Below are 15,503 nucleotides of genomic sequence, written 5' to 3' on the forward strand. Positions count from 1 at the left end.
CATTTAATTTGTGCCATTGTATTTATAGGATACGTATTTTTCGATGTTTGCATATATCCGTTTGCTAAAAAAACGGTTGATACTAAAACCCTTGAAATAGTTAAAAAAGCCTACACAAAAGGCAGCGCAAAGGTTTTTGGCACAGCATTTTTATTGCTTTTAATAAGTGGCGCTTATATGGCAAAAGACTATTTTGGAGGCGAGCTTGGCTGGTGGCAAAGTAACTTTCAAAAGCTACTGCTTATAAAAATTTTTGTTTTACTCGTAATGTGCCTTGTAACTTTTATCTCTGTTTTTAATGTAGTTATTTTAAAAAAGCCTGATCCATTTGGTAAATTTTCACATTTAATAGCTCTAGTACTTTGCCTAATAATGGTCATTTTAGCAAAAGTAATGTGGTGGGCTTAAAAATTTAGCTAGCAAATCTAAGCAAATCGCCAGCTAGAAGTTAAAAATTCTTTAATCGATACTCTTTAACTTGTCTTTATTTAGCCCTTCTTCTATGCGTTTTATCTCTTCGCTCCCGTCTCTTACGACGTTTTTGTCAAATTCCAAGTAGTCATTTATCTTTTTTGGATATTCAACGTGACTTAGGATAAATTTAAAGACATTTAGCCTAGCCTCTTTTTTGTTATCGCTTGAGACGATGACCCATGGTGAAATGCTATTGTGAGAGGCTAGAAGCATCGAATATTTAGCGATAGAGTATTGATCCCAAAGTTCTTGTGCTTTTTGATCAACGGGTGAAATTTTAAACTGCTTTAATGGATCATTTTGCCTCTCTTTGAAGCGTTTTTTCTGCTCATCTTTTGTGATTGAAAGATAAATTTTAAAGAAAATTATGCCGGAGTTTATGATCATCTCTTCAAATTTTGGCACTTCACGTAAAAATTCCTTATGCTCTTCTTGCGTGCAAAAGCCCATTACCGGCTCAACGCCAGCTCTATTGTACCAGCTTCTATCAAAGATCACGATCTCTCCAGCACTTGGTAGATGAGTCACATATCTTTGAAAATACCACTGTGTTTTTTCGACATCACTTGGCTTAGCAAGCGCCACTATACGGCAACCTCTTGGATTTAGATGCTCAGTTAGGCGTTTTATTGTTCCGCCTTTACCAGCTGCGTCGCGCCCTTCCATTAGCATAAGTACTCTAAGGCCTTTTTCTTTTACGTAATTTTGAAATTTTAAAAGTTCAATTTGAAGTAGTCTAAGCTCTTCCTCATAGCCAAGTTTCTCGCTTTTTTGGTGTTTTTTGTCTTTTGACATCTTTGCTCCTTTAAAATTTCACATATTTTCACGATTTTACAATAAAATAGAATAAATTTAAGAATTTAGACTAAAATCATCTTTTTTAATTTAGCAAGGATTAGTATGTTTTTAAAATTTCTTTTTTCGCTTATTTTATTTGCAGGCTCGCTTTTTGCCGAAGTTTTAGATGTTAGTAAAGCCTTTGTTTTAACTCCAAGTGTTGATAGTCAAAATGTTGAAGTGAAGTTTAACTTTGGTGAAAATATCTATCTTTATAAAGAGAGTTTTGAGATTAAGCTAGCTGGCAAAAAGATAAATGAGCTATTAAATTTGCCAAGTAGTGAAAATACAGGAGAATATGAAATTTATCCAAAAGATTTTTCGATTTTTATCCCATTAAATTTGGTAAAAGAAAATCTTTCAAATGGCAAAGCAATACTTGACATTAACTATCAAGGCTGTGCTAAAAACGGCATTTGCTACCGTCCGCAAAGTAAAATTTATGAGATAACTGACCAAGCTGGAAAATTTAGTATCGCTACTTTTAAAAAAGAGCAAAAAAACGATACCGACAGCTTTGCTGAAGAATTCTCTAGCGAGCAAGATATCGCAAATGGGCTTGGAGATAAAAATTTCTTTATCTCGCTTCTTACTTTTTTTGGTTATGGTCTCTTGCTTTCACTCACGCCTTGTGTCTTTCCGATGATACCGATACTTTCAAGCATAATCGTCTCAAAAGGTGCTAATTTAAATGCAAAAAAAGGCTTTTTACTGTCATTTATCTATGTTGTCGCGATGAGCATAGCTTATGCACTAGCTGGAGTGGCAGCTAGCCTACTTGGCTTTGGTATCGCAGGCGCTTTGCAAAACATCTATGTGCTTGGCGCTTTTGCAGCCATTTTTGTCATTTTAAGCTTTAGCATGTTTGGATTTTATGATATAAAATTGCCAGCAAAATTTGAAAATTTGATAAGTAAAAAATCGCAAAATAGTTCAGGCTATGTTGGAATTTTTATTATGGGTTTTGCTTCAGCTCTCATCGTATCACCTTGCGTTGCAGCACCATTAGCTGGTGCGCTTCTTTATATTGCCCAAAGTGGAAATATCTTTTATGGTGGCATTATGCTTTTTGCCATGGGGCTTGGCATGGGAGTGCCACTGCTTATTATTGGGCTAAGCTCTGGAAAGCTCTTGCCAAAACCTGGTAGTTGGATGGATGAAGTGAAAAAATTCTTTGGTTTTTTGATGCTCATCATGGCGATTTGGATCCTTGCGCGTGTGCTTGGAGAATTTTTTGAGCTATTAGGATATGGCATTATAGGTGTTTTTATGGCAGTTTATTTTGGGGCATTTGAAGTAGCAGAGCAAAGCTGGGCTAAGTTTAAAAAAGCGTTTTTTATCCTAGTTTTTATATATTCAGTTATGCTAATAGTTGGTTCATTTTTGGGCTCAAAGGAGGCTTTTTCTCCGCTTTCTGGACTAAATTTGGCAAAAAGTGATAGTGCGTTAAAATTTAATTCCGTTAAAAATTTAGATGAACTAAATGAGATAATAAAAAACTCAACCAAACCTGTTTTAGTAGATTTTTATGCTGATTGGTGTGCAAGCTGCAAAGAGATAGAAAAGATCACTTTTAAAGATATTGACGTTATGAATGCTTTGGCAAATTTTGTACTTATTCGTATTGATGTAACAAATGGTGGATCACAAAATGATGAGATGCTAAGAAATTTTGGGCTTATTGATCCGCCTGCACTCTTGCTATTTAGTGGTGGAGATGAGCTAAAATTTCTTAGAACTATCGGTTTTATAGATGCTAAAAATTTTCTAGCAAAGCTTGAGAAAATTAAATAATCTTATCCTTGCTGTTACAAAGATCATTTAAGATACACTCATGGCAAAGCGGTTTTTTGGCTTTACAGGTGTAACGTCCAAAGAGCACCATGGCTTGATGAAGCTTGCCAAGATCTGTTTTAAAGGCATGGCTAAGATCAGCTTCAGTAGCTTCTGGCGTTTTTGCATGGCTAAGATCAAGCCTGTGTGCCACTCTAAAAACGTGTGTATCAACAGCCATAACATTTGCATTTGTAGCTTCTAAAAGCACGACATGAGCGGTCTTTTGTCCAACTCCAGCAAGCGCTTTTAGCTTCTCTTCATCAAGTGGAATTTCTCCATTATAAAGCTCAACCACGCTGTTTGCCATTTTGATTAAATTTACCGCCTTGTTATTAAAAAAGCTGCATGAATTTATCATTAGTTTTAGGCTCGCTAAATTTGCACTAGCTAGCTCATAGACGTCTTTATACGCTTCAAATAAGGCTGGAGTTATTAAATTTACTCTTTTATCAGTACACTGGGCTGAGAGCATGACGCAGACAAGTAGCTCATATAAATTTCTAAATTTAAGCTCGCTTTTAGCGTCTTTAAACTCTTCTAGAAGTCTTCTTTTTATCTCTAAAATATCTTTTTTTGTTCTCATTTTCGTATTTTACCTTATTTTCTTAAGTTAAATGAAAAGTTATCGCTTTATTTGATATAATCTTGCCCATAAAATCAATTTTTTAAAGGATTTATATGAAAAAATTTTTGTTTCCAGCAGTTTTAAGTTTAGCTGCAGCTATCACTCTAAACGCAGCAGTAGTTGCAACAGTTGATGGTGATGCTATAAGCGATAGCGATATCTCAGCACTTTTATCAGCGGCTATGCCAGGTTTTGACGCTAGCAAGCTTCAACCAAATGAGAAAAAACGTATAATCGACGATCTAATCAACAGAAAACTTCTTTTAAAAGACGCAAAAGCGACAGGCATTGAAAAAGATGTTGATTACATCAAGGCTGTAAAAGCTGCACAAGAAGGCATCGCAGTTGAGCTTTATATGAGAAAACTATTTGACGGTATAAAAGTAAGCGATAACGATTTAAGAGATTTTTACAACAAAAACAAAGCTAGCATGAACCAACCAGCTCAAGCAAGAGCAAGACATATCTTAGTTGAAGATGAAAAAACAGCAAACGACATCATCGCTCAACTTAAAAATTTAAAAGGCGAGGCTCTAACTAAGAAATTTGCAGAGCTAGCAAGCCAAAAATCAATCGACAAAGGCTCAGCAGCACACGGTGGCGAGCTTGGCTGGTTTGGTCAAAGCCAAATGGTAAAACCTTTTGCAGACGCAGCATTTTCAATGGCTAATGGCACAGTTTCAACTAAGCCAGTTAAAACTCAGTTTGGTTACCACGTTATCTTAAAAGAAGATGGCAAAGCTGCTGGCACTGTAAGTTTTGAACAAGCAAAAGCGGAGATCGAGCAAGCTGTTAAAATGGAGAAATTCCAAGCTGCTGTTAGACAAAAAAGTGAAGCTCTACGCCAAAAAGTAAAGATAGAATATAAGTAAAATTTGGAGGATAAAATGGGCGTTTTAGATATCGTAAAACCTGGTGTTTTAAGCGGAGATGATGTAACAAAACTTTATGCTTATGCCAAAGAGCAAGGTTTTGCAATACCTGCTGTAAATGTCGTAGGCAGCGACTCAGTAAATGCTGTTTTAGAGGCAGCAAAGGTTGCTAACTCGCCTGTTATCGTTCAGTTTAGTAATGGCGGTGCAGGTTTTTACGCTGGTAAAGTCTGCGAAAATGCAGCCGTTCTTGGTGCGATCGCTGGAGCAAAGCATGTTCATTTACTAGCCAAGGCTTACGGTGTGCCAGTCATCTTACACACTGACCACGCTGCTAGAAAGCTTTTGCCTTGGATAGATGAGCTAGTAAAAGCAAGCCATGAGTATAAAAAAACTCACGGCGTGCCACTTTTTAGCTCTCACATGCTTGATCTTAGTGAAGAGAATATCAATGAAAATTTAAGCACGTGCGAGAAGTATCTAAAAGAGCTTAGCGAGCTTGGCATCAGCCTAGAGATCGAGCTTGGCGTCACTGGCGGCGAAGAAGATGGCGTAGATAACACAAGCGTTGATAACGCACTTCTTTACACTCAGCCAGAGGACGTCGCGCTTGCTTATGAAAGACTAAGTAAGATAAGCGATAAATTTAGCATCGCAGCTAGTTTTGGTAACGTTCACGGCGTTTATAAACCAGGCAATGTCGTACTAAGACCAGAAATTCTTAAAAACTCACAAGCCTATGTCGCTAAGAAATTTAACACAAAAAGCGACAAGCCAGTAAATTTTGTATTTCACGGCGGAAGTGGCAGCGAGCTAAAAGATATCAAAAATGCTGTAAGTTACGGCGTTATTAAGATGAACATTGACACCGATACTCAGTGGGCTTTCTGGGACGGCGTGCGTGAGTATGAGGCTAAAAATAGAGCATACTTGCAAGGGCAGATCGGCAACCCAGAGGGCGATGATAAGCCAAATAAAAAATACTACGATCCAAGGAAATGGCTAAGAAGTGGCGAGGAGAGCATGGTTAAGCGTCTTCAGACTGCTTTTAGCGACTTAAACTGCCTAAATAGGAACTAATCCTATGCAAAATCAAAATGATTTTAGTGAGCTAAGCGTGCCAAAAGAGCGCCAAGCTCACTCTTTCTTTGTCTTTTTTAAAGTTATCTTTATCCCTTTAGCTATCTATATCTTGGCGATACTAGCCTATCTTGGCGTTATAAATTTTCAGATGAAGCTTCACACCATCGTGATGATGGGCGTTATACTCTTTGTCGCTTTTATATTTTCACGCCACAGCGCCTTAGTAGCTTACTCAAATTTCTTAGCAAATGCCAAAGACTACAAGGTAAGGCTAAAAGAATTTATCATCGCTCATCTCTTTGAAATTTCAAGCGTCAAAAAGGCAAACGCTAAATTTGAAGATTTTTTCGAGAGCTATACAAGAAATTTTAGAAATGACAACCTAGCAAACATCGGCCAAGCAGTCTTTCCTATGCTTGGAATTTTGGGCACATTTATCAGTATCGCTATCTCTATGCCAAGCTTTAGCTCAAGCACCGCAAACGGACTTGAAAAAGAGATTGCTATACTGCTAAATGGCGTGGCTACGGCATTTTATGTATCGATTTACGGCATATTTTTAGCGCTTTGGTGGATGTTTTTTGAAAAGATCGGCATTAGCAAATTTGAGAGATTTTACAGCGAGCAAAAAGAGCTAAGCCGTGAGTTTTTCTGGCAGGAAAATGAGCTAAATGCAAATTTCATGAAAGCAAGTGTAGGCTATTTTAAAGATAGTCACGATACCTTTAAAATGGTGCTTGATGATAAATTTGTAAAAGTGCTAAGCGAGCAGACAAATGAGAAATTTAACAGCCTAAAAGAGCTTTGCGAGGTTGAGAAAAATATCATCAATCAAAGCAAGGCCGAGCTTAGTGTAAGTTTAAAAATGCTAAATGAATCTGGGCTAAAACAAGATGAATTTGTAAAAATCCACTCCGATATATTAAAGGCGGTTGGCGCGTTTTCTAATGCCTTTAAAGATATGGAGGTTAAAATTTTAACCGAGCATGCAAAGCTTGGCGAAATTTTTAGCAGAAATTTAAATGCCACAAAAGAGAGCCAGCTTAAATTTGAGCAGACTATCAAGAGTTTTGATGCCATTTTAAAAGAATTTTCTCTCTCTTTGATGAAAGAGCAAAACGAAGCATTAAAGACATTTAGAACCTCGCTCGTGGAGAGTGCTACGATATTTAAGGCAGCGTATGAGCAAGAGGGCAGGAGCTTGGAGCGCGAAAAAGAGCGCGAGAGCCTCATTGCTGAGCTTAAGAAGAACATAGACGAGATCGATAAAGAAGCAAATTCTGTAATAGAAAAAATCGAAAATCTAGTGCAATGAAAATAGACAAAAATAACGAAGATCAATCGAGCTTTTGGGTTTCGTACGCGGACTTGATGGCGGGTCTGCTCTTTGTTTTTATGCTGCTAATCGGCGCTGTCGTCGTAAAATACGTCCTAACTCAAAACACCCTTGAAAATAAAGAGCAAGCCATCATCACAGCTTTAGCAAATTTAAAAGACGCCCAGGGCAAGAATTTCACCCTCGAAGAGCTAAATGACGCCCTAAAAAGCGAGCTTTCAAAGATAAGCGACGAAAACATAAATTTAAAAAAATCAAATGAAATTTTCGTCATCCAAATAGACGCCCTAAAAGAAAAACTAGCCCAGCTCATAGATGAAAACAAGGACGCAAATGCGAGCATAAAAGAGCTAAATGCCAGCATTTTTGACCTAAATCAAAAGATGATCGTGCTAAATGATGAAATTTTATCAAAAGATAGGGCGCTTAGCGACGCAAATGAAAGCAGCGAGAAAAATTTAGCCAAGATCGCCTTTTTGCTCGAGCAAGTGAGCAAAAAAGAGGCTAGATATGACGAGCTTTTAAGGGATCTAAATGTCACTCGTGATAGGGTCAAAAACCTAACCGGCATAAGGGTAAAAGTGATCTCAGCCTTAAAAGATAGACTGGGTTCAAGCATCGAGATCGATCCTAACTCAGGCGCGCTAAAGCTTAGCTCATCAGTGCTTTTTGACAAGGGCAGCGCGGTCTTAAAAGAAGAGGTTAAAGAGGAGCTAAAAGCCACACTTAGTAAGTATTTTGACGTGCTTTTAAATGATAATGAGATCGCCTCAAACATCGATCAGATCGTGATCGAGGGCTTTACTGATAGCGATGGAAGCTACATTTACAACCTAGAGCTTTCACAAAAAAGAGCCTACGCGGTGATGGAGTTTATAAACTCATTTAGCGATGATGCGCGCCTTAGAAAGTTGCTTGTCGCAAGTGGGCGAAGCTACAACGAGCTAGTTTTTAAAGATGGAGCCGAGGACAAGGACGCTTCAAGGCGCATAGAGATCAAATTTTCACTCTCAAACAAAGAGGCTATCAACGAGATAGAGAAATTTTTGGAGTTTAAGGGTGATTGATAAAATTCGCTTAAGAGGGCGAGAGTTTTGGCTTTTAAGAGATGATCTGCTAGGCGAGTTCAACGGCAACAAAGCAAGAAAACTAGAGTATTTTCTAAAGGCCGATCTTGGCGGCATCAAAGCCATCGTATCTCATGGCTCAAGCCAGTCAAATGCTATGTATAGCCTAAGTCTTTTTGCCAAGCTAAAAGGGCTTAAATTTTACTACGTCGTCTCTCATCTAAGCTCAAATTTAGAGCAAGATCCAGTTGGAAATTTCAAATTTGCACTTGAAAATGGCATGGAAATTTTTGTAAAAGAGGAGCGCGAGAAATTTGCTAAAGAGCTAGCAAAGAGCGAAAATGCGCTCTTTATAAACGAGGGCGTGGCGCAGAGTGAGGCTGAGCTTGGCTTTATCACGCAGGCACGCGAGATCAATGAGTGGAGCAAAAAAAGTGGCATAAGGCCTGATATATTCTTGCCATCAGGCACAGGCACAAGCGCATGCTATCTGGCAAAGCATACCGATCTTAACGTTTTTACAACTCCTTGCGTGGGGGATGGCGACTATCTAAAAAAGCAAATTTATGAGCTAGACAAAAATAGTAAAGTGCAAATTTTAAATCCACCAAGGAAGTATCATTTTGGGAATTTATACCCAGAGCTTTATGAAATTTGGCTTGAAGTGTGCAAAAGCGGTGTAGAATTTGACCTAGTGTATGACCCTGTTGGCTTTATCACGCTTTTTGCAAATTTAGATAAGCTTGGAGCTGAAATTTTATATATCCACCAGGGCGGAATTTTAGGTAACATTACACAAGGACAAAGATACGAGAGAAAATTAAAATTAAAGGAGCATAAATGAAATTTTTTCATAGTAGTGACGCTGATTTTGAGAGTAAATTTTTACAGCTTGTTAAACGAAGTGATAATGACATGAGTGCTGTAATGCCGGTGGTTGCTGGAATAATAGATGAGATAAGAAAAGATGGCGATAGTGCACTTTTTGCGCAGATAGCTAAATTTGATAAATTTAGCGTTACAAGTAAAAACGACATAATAATCGACGTTAAAGAGATGGAAGCTGCCTATAATTCGCTAGACAATGCTTTGAGAGTAGCTTTAAATTTAGCCCACGATAGGATAAAAAGCTACCACGAGCGTACAAAGCCAAGCGACTGGACCTACAAAGACGAGCACGACATCTTACTTGGCGCAAAATACACCGCAGTTGATCGTGCCGGCCTTTACATCCCAGGTGGTAAGGCGGCATATCCTAGCTCGCTTCTTATGAATGCGATCCCAGCGATTGTAGCTGGCGTAAAAGAGATCGTTGTCTGCACCCCAGCACCAAATGGAAAGGTAAATCCTCTGCTTCTTGCGGCTATGCACCTTTGCGGCATAAAAACAGCCTTTAAAGTAGGAGGCGCAAGTGCCATTGCGGCGATGGCATACGGAACCGCAACAGTACCAAAAGTTGATGTCATCACAGGACCTGGCAATATCTACGTAGCGACTGCTAAAAAGCTAGTCTATGGCGACGTAAATATTGACATGATCGCTGGTCCAAGTGAGATAGGCGTGATCGCTGATGATAGTGCCGATCCTCGACATATAGCTATCGATATGCTCTCTCAAGCCGAGCATGACGAGATAGCAAGTGCCTTTTTGATAACGCCAGTGGAAGCCTTTGCAAGGGCTGTGCAAAGACACATTGAAGATGAGTTAAAGACACTAAAACGTGAGCCGATCGCAAGTGCAAGCATAAGAAATAAAGCCGCAATAATAGTAGCAAAAGATCTAAAAGAGTGTTTTACTCTCATGAATGAGCTCGCAGTGGAGCACCTAGAGATCGCTACAAATGACGCTTTAAGCTATATGGATGAGGTAAAGCACGCGGGAGCTATATTTTTTGGACACTTTACACCTGAAGCAATGGGAGATTATATAGCTGGGCCAAATCACACATTGCCAACTGGCGGAAGTGCAAGATTTTACTCACCGCTTGGAGTTGAAAATTTCATGAAGCGAAGTTCGATCATTTCAGTGAGTAGAAAAGGTATCATGCATCTTGGCAAATCATGTATGCAGCTAGCCGAAGCTGAAGGACTAACCGCTCATAAAAAATCAGTTGCAGTGAGGCTAGAAGAGTAAATAAAAATGGATTTTATAGAGATTTTGCAACTCTTTATAGAATTTATAGTAGAATCCATAGCGAATTATTAAAAAGGAGTTGTTATGAAGTTAGGAACTTATACTGCAAACCAGGCTTCAGGAAACTATTATTTAGATCAAGCAAAAAATAGTGAGAAGAAAGCGTTAAATGCTATCTCTGCAAATAGCGAGATCAAAGCATCAGGTGCAAATTTACAAATCGCAGAGAGTTTGCTTTCACAAACAAATGTCTTGAACGAAGGTTTGGCAAATGCAAACGATATGATCGGTATGCTTCAAATCGCTGATTCAACGCTTTTAAATTTAAGTAAAAGTACAGATAGAATAGGCGAGCTTTCAAGTAAGCTTACAAATCCTACTCTCTCAGCAAATGAACAAAAAGGCATAAAGGGCGAAATCAACGCACTAAGAAATGCTATGAATGATAGCGTAAAAGAGGCTAAATTTAATGGCAAAAATGTATTTGATGCTGAGCTTGGATTTTTTACAGGCGAGAGTACAAAAAATATAAATTTGGGCACAAATGCTCTTTTAAATGTAAAAGATGACGGCTCAAATACAGGTGAAATTTTAAAAAATATAAATTCACTTCGTTCAGAGATCGGATCAACACAAAATGCTGTATTTAGAGGCATAAATGCTCTAGCCGCAAGAAGTGTGGCAAATGCTAATAGCGTAGAAAATCTTGATAGTAGCGACATCGCAAAGAGCTTGGAAGAAAATTTACAAGCAAATTTAAAACTTCATGCTGCGAGCTTAGCTAAAGCCCATGACACTACGAGTTTGGCCGCAAAACTAGATAAACTTCTAGCTGAATAAATTTTTACCGGTCTTGCGCCGGTAAATTCTTTTTATCTAACTTTATTCTTTAAAAAATATTAAGTTTTTTGTATTTTTATTTTGGGCCGATCTAATGGCTAAATGAGGGCTGAATCTAACCTTTCAATAAAAAATCAATGTAGATTGTTAGTGAAATTTGTTGCTAAAAAATTTTTAAATTTTATAAAGCTGAAGAGAAAGTCTTAAGGAAAATATCCAAAAGAAAAGGGCTTTTAGCCCTCAATGTAGTTTTTAAGTTTTCTACCAACTTTTGGGTGTTTTAGTTTTTTGATAGCTGAGCTTTCTATCTGGCGGACACGCTCGCGAGTGACGTTTAGAGCCTTTCCGATCTCTTCGAGTGTGCGGTCACTCTCATCCTCAAGCAAGCCAAATCTCATTGAGATGACAGCTTTCTCGCGCTCATTTAGCTGTGAAAGCACGTCATCGATTTGCTCTCTAAGGTCACTTTTTAAAATTTGCTCTATCGGAGAAAGTGAACTTTTATCCTCGACAAAATCTCCAAATTTTCCATCCTCTTCGTTTGCGATTGGAGCTTCGAGGCTGATAGGCTCTTTTGTGATCTTGATGACTTGTTTTACCTTATCAACACTTAGTCCAACCTCTTTTGCGATAACGCTTACATCAGGCTCTTTTCCCTCTTCTTGGAGGTATTTGCGGTTTATTTTATTGATACGATTTATTGTCTCTATCATGTGGATAGGTATCCTGATTGTTCTTGCCTGATCTGCGATCGCACGCGAAATAGCCTGGCGTATCCACCATGTGGCGTAGGTTGAAAATTTATAACCTTTTCTATACTCAAATTTATCAACCGCCTTCATAAGGCCGATGTTGCCCTCTTGGATGAGATCCAAAAATGGTAAGCCCCTATTTGTATAGCGTTTCGCGATACTTACGACTAGACGGAGATTTGACTTAGCCATTCTGGCTTTTGCCTCGTCAGAAATTTTCTTTCCACGTTTGATCTGCTCTAAAATTTCTTTTAGCCTTGTTGGCTCAAGATCAAAGCCTTGCTTGCTTGCCTCTTTTGTAGTAAATAGCTTTTTGATCTCGACATAAGTTGAGACCATCGTAGCTTCTGGCACGCGAGCTGCGATCTCTTCTTTACTAAGCTTGATGATATCTTTTAGTATGCTTTTATGATTTTTCTTAAGCTCATCACTAAACATTGGCAAGCGATACTCCAAGCGTTTTAGCTCTCTATCAAATTCATCGTCGCTTTTTAGCGCTGTCTCCATTGATTTTACGATCTCACTAATTAACTTGCTTGTTGGGCCAAGATCCATTAGCTTCTCTTTTAAAATTTTCTTTTTAAATGCAAGAGTCATCTTTGAAGCCGTGTCATCGCTCTCAACTTTATCTTGTTTGTTTGCAGTCTTTAGCCACTCTTTTTTTGCCTTTTCGAGGGCTTTAAAACTCTCTATAACTTTTTCAGCACGTTTATCGTTTTTGGCTGATTTTTTAGGAGCTTCGTTCTCTTCATTCTCTTCATCTTCCTCGTCTATATCCTCTTCGCTCTCTTCATTTTCTTCGTTTTCACTCTCGTCTTCAAAGCTCTTAAAAAGCTCTTTTACACGGCGTTCTCTATTGATGAGTGGCTCTTTATAGTCAAGTATGAAATCGATCAAAAATGGCACAGAACAAAATGCATCGATAATGATATCTTCGCCAAGTTCGATCCTTTTGCTGATCTCTACCTCTTCATCTTTTGTAAGAAGCGCGATCTGACCCATCTCTCTTAGATACATCCTCACTGGACTATCTGATCTTGACCACTCTAAAAGGTCGCTCTCGCCAGAAAGATCGAGATCCTCGTCGATATCTTGATCACTTTTTTGAGCATTTTCTTGACGTTTTTTAGCATCAGCTAAATTTCTAAGCTTTGCAGCTTCAGCAGATGTGATGAGCTGGACTTTATTTGTTTTTGCTAGTTGTTCTATCTTTTTTACTATCGTAGCAGTCGGAGCTTTGTCTAATAATTTTACTAATTTTTCGTATGTCAAAAAGCCTTTTGCATTTTCAGCGAAAAGCTCTTCTATCTGAGAAAAAGAGTCTTTTGCGGCGCTCATAAATTTCCTTTCGAATCGTCTAATTGTGATTTAAGTGTTGTTTAAAAGAAAGTGGATTATACCCAAAATTTTTTAAAAGTGTATAAAAAGAAAGTTGGAACGATGATTGCTTAGTAATTCTAAAAAATCAAATTTTGATTAGGAAAATTTATGCAAAATGGTTATTATCAAGCTACTGCTGGCATGGTAACGCAGTTTAACAGATTAAATGTGATCTCAAATAACCTTGCAAATGTAAATACGATCGGCTATAAGCGAAATGATGTAGTTATCGGTGACTTTGCGAGAATTTTTAAAGAGACGCAAGATGAGCTTCCTCTTAAAAATCACACAAAAGATGGAGCTAAATTTTTAAATAGGACGCTTGACCGCGTACCACAAGTGAGCGAAGAGTACACCGACTTTAGTGCCGGTGGCTTTAAATACAGCTCAAACACGCTTGACTTTGCGATAAAAAGAGATGACGCATTTTTCTTAGTCGATACTCCAAATGGCGTAAAACTTAGCAAAAATGGCTCTTTTAGTCTTGATGGTGATGGTTATATCGTCACAAAGGAGGGCTATAAGGTGCTGCCAAGCGGCTACGAGGCACAAAATCCTGGCCAAAGAGGTATCCAAGTACCACAAGGAGAGGTGCTAACTGTTGATAAAAATGGAAATTTATACTCAAATAACAATCAATTTTCTAAATTTTTTATCGCTCAGCCAAGAGAGATAAGAGACCTAAAAAAAGTCGGAGATAATCTCTTTGAGAGTAGAAATTTTGACGACATTACGGAGCTTGACGAGGCTGATAGTGTGATGCAAGGATATGCCCAGATGTCAAATGTAAATCCAGTTTTAGAAATGGTTGGTCTAATAGAAACCCAGCGCTTAGTTGATATGTATCAAAAGGTTATGACAAGCCACATGAACGATCTTAACCAAGATGCTGTTCAAAAACTAGCCCTAAAAGCTTAATAAAAGGATAAAACTATGATGAGATCACTTTACACTGCGGCCACTGGTATGATAGCTCAGCAGACGCAGATAGACGTAACCTCACACAACATCGCAAACGTAAATACTTATGGATACAAGAAAAATAGGGCTGAATTTGCTGATCTTATGTATCAAGTCATGGAGTACGCAGGCACGGCGACAAGCCAGACTACCACAAGCCCAACAGGCATCGAAGTGGGTCTTGGCGTGCGCCCAACGGCTATAAATAAAATTTTCTCTCAGGGCTATTTTAAAGAGACTAGCAACAACCTAGATATGGTAATAGCTGGCAATGGATTTTTTCAAATTCAACTTCCTGACGGCACTACGGCTTATACTAGAAATGGTGCTTTTAAACTTGACGCAAATGGTACTATTGTAAATAGCGATGGCTATCAGCTAATCCCTCAGATTACCGTACCTGCGAATGCGACGCAAATTTCTATCGGCACAGATGGCACCGTATCAGTACTCCAAGCAGGTGAGAGAGAGATGGCTCAGATAGGTCAGATTGAGCTAGCAAATTTCATAAACCCAGCTGGCCTTCACTCAATGGGTGATAACAACTACCTGGAAACAAGCGCTAGCGGTAACGTGGTGGTAGGCGTGGCAGGACTTGACGGACTTGGTACGATAAGACAAGGGTTTGTTGAGATGAGTAACGTTCAGCTAGTTGAAGAGATGACCGATCTTATAACTGGTCAGCGCGCATACGAGGCAAACTCAAAGGCTATAACTACGAGTGATTCGATGCTTGAAATAGTAAATGGGCTTAAAAGGTAGGTAGTATGAACGCGACTCTAATTATTGTTGGGCTTATACTACTTTCTTTCATGCTTGAGGTATTTTGCTTTTTAAACAAAACGCCAAAAGGCAAGGACTCGATAAAACAGACGCATTAATTTGGGCTAAATAAAAATTTGGCACATTTTGTCTAAAATTTCTACTTTTATGAGTAAGAATAAAAGCAATTTTTAATTAATTAAAATTTTTAAGCTACTGCAAGCTTCATCCAAATCAAGCTCGCAGGCTTTTTTGTAGTAGTTTTTTGCTCTATTTTTATCTTTTGGTATACCAGCATCTCCAGCTTCGTAGATGAGTGCAAGGGTGTAGCAAGCAAATGCATTTTTTAGTTCGCAAGCCTTATTATAAAGCCTAAGCCCTTCTTCTTTTTCTTGTGCTAGGGTGTCTTTTTGTAGATATATATTTCCTAAAAATAGACAGCTATGTGGATTGCCTAGCTCACAGGCCTTGTTTGCCATAGTTGCCATTTTATCGCTCTCATTTTTATTAAAATAGATATATATAAGATCGGTGCAGCTTTCTATG

Annotated in this window: 15 protein-coding genes; 11 read left to right on the plus strand and 4 right to left on the minus strand. The window is 38.4% G+C overall.

Translation table 11 applies throughout. The annotated features are described in order from the left end of the window. Window positions 1-408 (plus strand): trehalose-6-phosphate synthase (locus tag FZ949_RS06930; RefSeq protein WP_148790289.1); only part of this gene is annotated, 408 nt, incomplete at its 5' end. 51 nt (window positions 409-459) lie between these two features. Here FZ949_RS06930 and ppk2 read toward each other — a convergent pair. After that, the gene (ppk2, locus tag FZ949_RS06935) at window positions 460-1,269 is read right to left on the minus strand and encodes a polyphosphate kinase 2 (RefSeq protein ID WP_021091543.1); all 810 of its coding nucleotides are present in this window, start codon (window positions 1,267-1,269) and stop codon (window positions 460-462) included. Between the two features lie 105 nt (window positions 1,270-1,374). Here ppk2 and dsbD point away from each other — a divergent pair, with 105 nt between their 5' ends. Continuing rightward, on the plus strand, window positions 1,375-3,105 hold the full coding sequence (gene dsbD / locus FZ949_RS06940; protein WP_103579495.1) for a protein-disulfide reductase DsbD: 1,731 nt from the start codon (window positions 1,375-1,377) through the stop codon (window positions 3,103-3,105). Here the strand turns inward: dsbD and nth are convergent. Further along, window positions 3,098-3,730 carry an endonuclease III gene (gene nth / locus FZ949_RS06945; RefSeq protein WP_021091542.1) on the minus strand — a complete coding sequence of 211 codons (633 nt, stop codon included), beginning with the start codon at window positions 3,728-3,730 and terminating at the stop codon, window positions 3,098-3,100. The two genes, dsbD and nth, sit on opposite strands and share 8 nt — an antisense overlap. Window positions 3,731-3,825: 95 nt before the next feature. Here nth and FZ949_RS06950 point away from each other — a divergent pair, with 95 nt between their 5' ends. From FZ949_RS06950 to FZ949_RS06980, 7 genes are all read left to right on the plus strand, one after another. Beyond that, window positions 3,826-4,644 carry a peptidylprolyl isomerase gene (locus FZ949_RS06950; RefSeq protein WP_148790290.1) on the plus strand — a complete coding sequence of 273 codons (819 nt, stop codon included), beginning with the start codon at window positions 3,826-3,828 and terminating at the stop codon, window positions 4,642-4,644. 15 nt (window positions 4,645-4,659) lie between these two features. After that, entirely contained in the window at window positions 4,660-5,724 is a 1,065-nt protein-coding gene (fbaA, locus tag FZ949_RS06955) for a class II fructose-bisphosphate aldolase (protein WP_084109344.1), read from the plus strand. A gap of 4 nt (window positions 5,725-5,728) precedes the next feature. Next, window positions 5,729-7,042, plus strand: a complete 1,314-nt coding sequence (locus FZ949_RS06960) for a MotA/TolQ/ExbB proton channel family protein (protein WP_103579497.1) — start codon at window positions 5,729-5,731, stop codon at window positions 7,040-7,042. After that, window positions 7,039-8,130, plus strand: coding sequence for an OmpA family protein (locus FZ949_RS06965; RefSeq protein ID WP_103579498.1), 1,092 nt, complete (start codon window positions 7,039-7,041; stop codon window positions 8,128-8,130). Before FZ949_RS06960 ends, FZ949_RS06965 begins: the two co-directional genes overlap by 4 nt. Further along, window positions 8,123-8,974, plus strand: a complete 852-nt coding sequence (locus FZ949_RS06970; RefSeq protein WP_103579499.1) for a pyridoxal-phosphate dependent enzyme — start codon at window positions 8,123-8,125, stop codon at window positions 8,972-8,974. Before FZ949_RS06965 ends, FZ949_RS06970 begins: the two co-directional genes overlap by 8 nt. Then, window positions 8,971-10,263: a histidinol dehydrogenase gene (hisD, locus tag FZ949_RS06975; RefSeq protein WP_103579500.1), complete on the plus strand. Its 1,293-nt coding sequence runs from the start codon at window positions 8,971-8,973 to the stop codon at window positions 10,261-10,263. The genes FZ949_RS06970 and hisD overlap by 4 nt, the downstream gene beginning before the upstream one ends. Before the next feature lie 84 nt (window positions 10,264-10,347). Next, window positions 10,348-11,103 carry a flagellin gene (locus FZ949_RS06980; RefSeq protein WP_180379444.1) on the plus strand — a complete coding sequence of 252 codons (756 nt, stop codon included), beginning with the start codon at window positions 10,348-10,350 and terminating at the stop codon, window positions 11,101-11,103. 233 nt (window positions 11,104-11,336) lie between these two features. Here FZ949_RS06980 and rpoD read toward each other — a convergent pair whose 3' ends face one another. Then, window positions 11,337-13,193: an RNA polymerase sigma factor RpoD gene (gene rpoD, locus FZ949_RS06985; protein ID WP_103579501.1), complete on the minus strand. Its 1,857-nt coding sequence runs from the start codon at window positions 13,191-13,193 to the stop codon at window positions 11,337-11,339. A gap of 150 nt (window positions 13,194-13,343) precedes the next feature. Between rpoD and FZ949_RS06990 the strand changes: the two genes are divergently transcribed. Next, a complete protein-coding gene (locus FZ949_RS06990) occupies window positions 13,344-14,153 on the plus strand; it encodes a flagellar hook-basal body protein (protein WP_103579502.1) in 810 nt (269 codons plus the stop codon). A 15-nt stretch (window positions 14,154-14,168) separates the two neighbouring features. Continuing rightward, window positions 14,169-14,957 carry a flagellar basal-body rod protein FlgG gene (flgG, locus tag FZ949_RS06995; RefSeq protein ID WP_021091447.1) on the plus strand — a complete coding sequence of 263 codons (789 nt, stop codon included), beginning with the start codon at window positions 14,169-14,171 and terminating at the stop codon, window positions 14,955-14,957. A gap of 191 nt (window positions 14,958-15,148) precedes the next feature. Here flgG and FZ949_RS07005 read toward each other — a convergent pair. Further along, a partial coding sequence (locus tag FZ949_RS07005; protein ID WP_187424720.1) for a tetratricopeptide repeat protein occupies window positions 15,149-15,503 on the minus strand: 355 nt, incomplete at its 5' end.

Source organism: Campylobacter concisus, assembly GCF_902460545.1.
Lineage (GTDB): Bacteria > Campylobacterota > Campylobacteria > Campylobacterales > Campylobacteraceae > Campylobacter_A > Campylobacter_A concisus_AE.

What these genes read in the sequence shown, in the direction of transcription:
- ppk2 (WP_021091543.1), bottom strand. Translation starts at nt 1,269, where the DNA reads ATGTCAAAAGACAAAAAACACCAAAAAAGCGAGAAACTTGGCTATGAG.
- dsbD (WP_103579495.1), top strand. Translation starts at nt 1,375, where the DNA reads ATGTTTTTAAAATTTCTTTTTTCGCTTATTTTATTTGCAGGCTCGCTT.
- nth (WP_021091542.1), bottom strand. Translation starts at nt 3,730, where the DNA reads ATGAGAACAAAAAAAGATATTTTAGAGATAAAAAGAAGACTTCTAGAA.
- FZ949_RS06950 (WP_148790290.1), top strand. Translation starts at nt 3,826, where the DNA reads ATGAAAAAATTTTTGTTTCCAGCAGTTTTAAGTTTAGCTGCAGCTATC.
- fbaA (WP_084109344.1), top strand. Translation starts at nt 4,660, where the DNA reads ATGGGCGTTTTAGATATCGTAAAACCTGGTGTTTTAAGCGGAGATGAT.
- FZ949_RS06960 (WP_103579497.1), top strand. Translation starts at nt 5,729, where the DNA reads ATGCAAAATCAAAATGATTTTAGTGAGCTAAGCGTGCCAAAAGAGCGC.
- FZ949_RS06965 (WP_103579498.1), top strand. Translation starts at nt 7,039, where the DNA reads ATGAAAATAGACAAAAATAACGAAGATCAATCGAGCTTTTGGGTTTCG.
- hisD (WP_103579500.1), top strand. Translation starts at nt 8,971, where the DNA reads ATGAAATTTTTTCATAGTAGTGACGCTGATTTTGAGAGTAAATTTTTA.
- FZ949_RS06980 (WP_180379444.1), top strand. Translation starts at nt 10,348, where the DNA reads ATGAAGTTAGGAACTTATACTGCAAACCAGGCTTCAGGAAACTATTAT.
- rpoD (WP_103579501.1), bottom strand. Translation starts at nt 13,193, where the DNA reads ATGAGCGCCGCAAAAGACTCTTTTTCTCAGATAGAAGAGCTTTTCGCT.
- FZ949_RS06990 (WP_103579502.1), top strand. Translation starts at nt 13,344, where the DNA reads ATGCAAAATGGTTATTATCAAGCTACTGCTGGCATGGTAACGCAGTTT.
- flgG (WP_021091447.1), top strand. Translation starts at nt 14,169, where the DNA reads ATGATGAGATCACTTTACACTGCGGCCACTGGTATGATAGCTCAGCAG.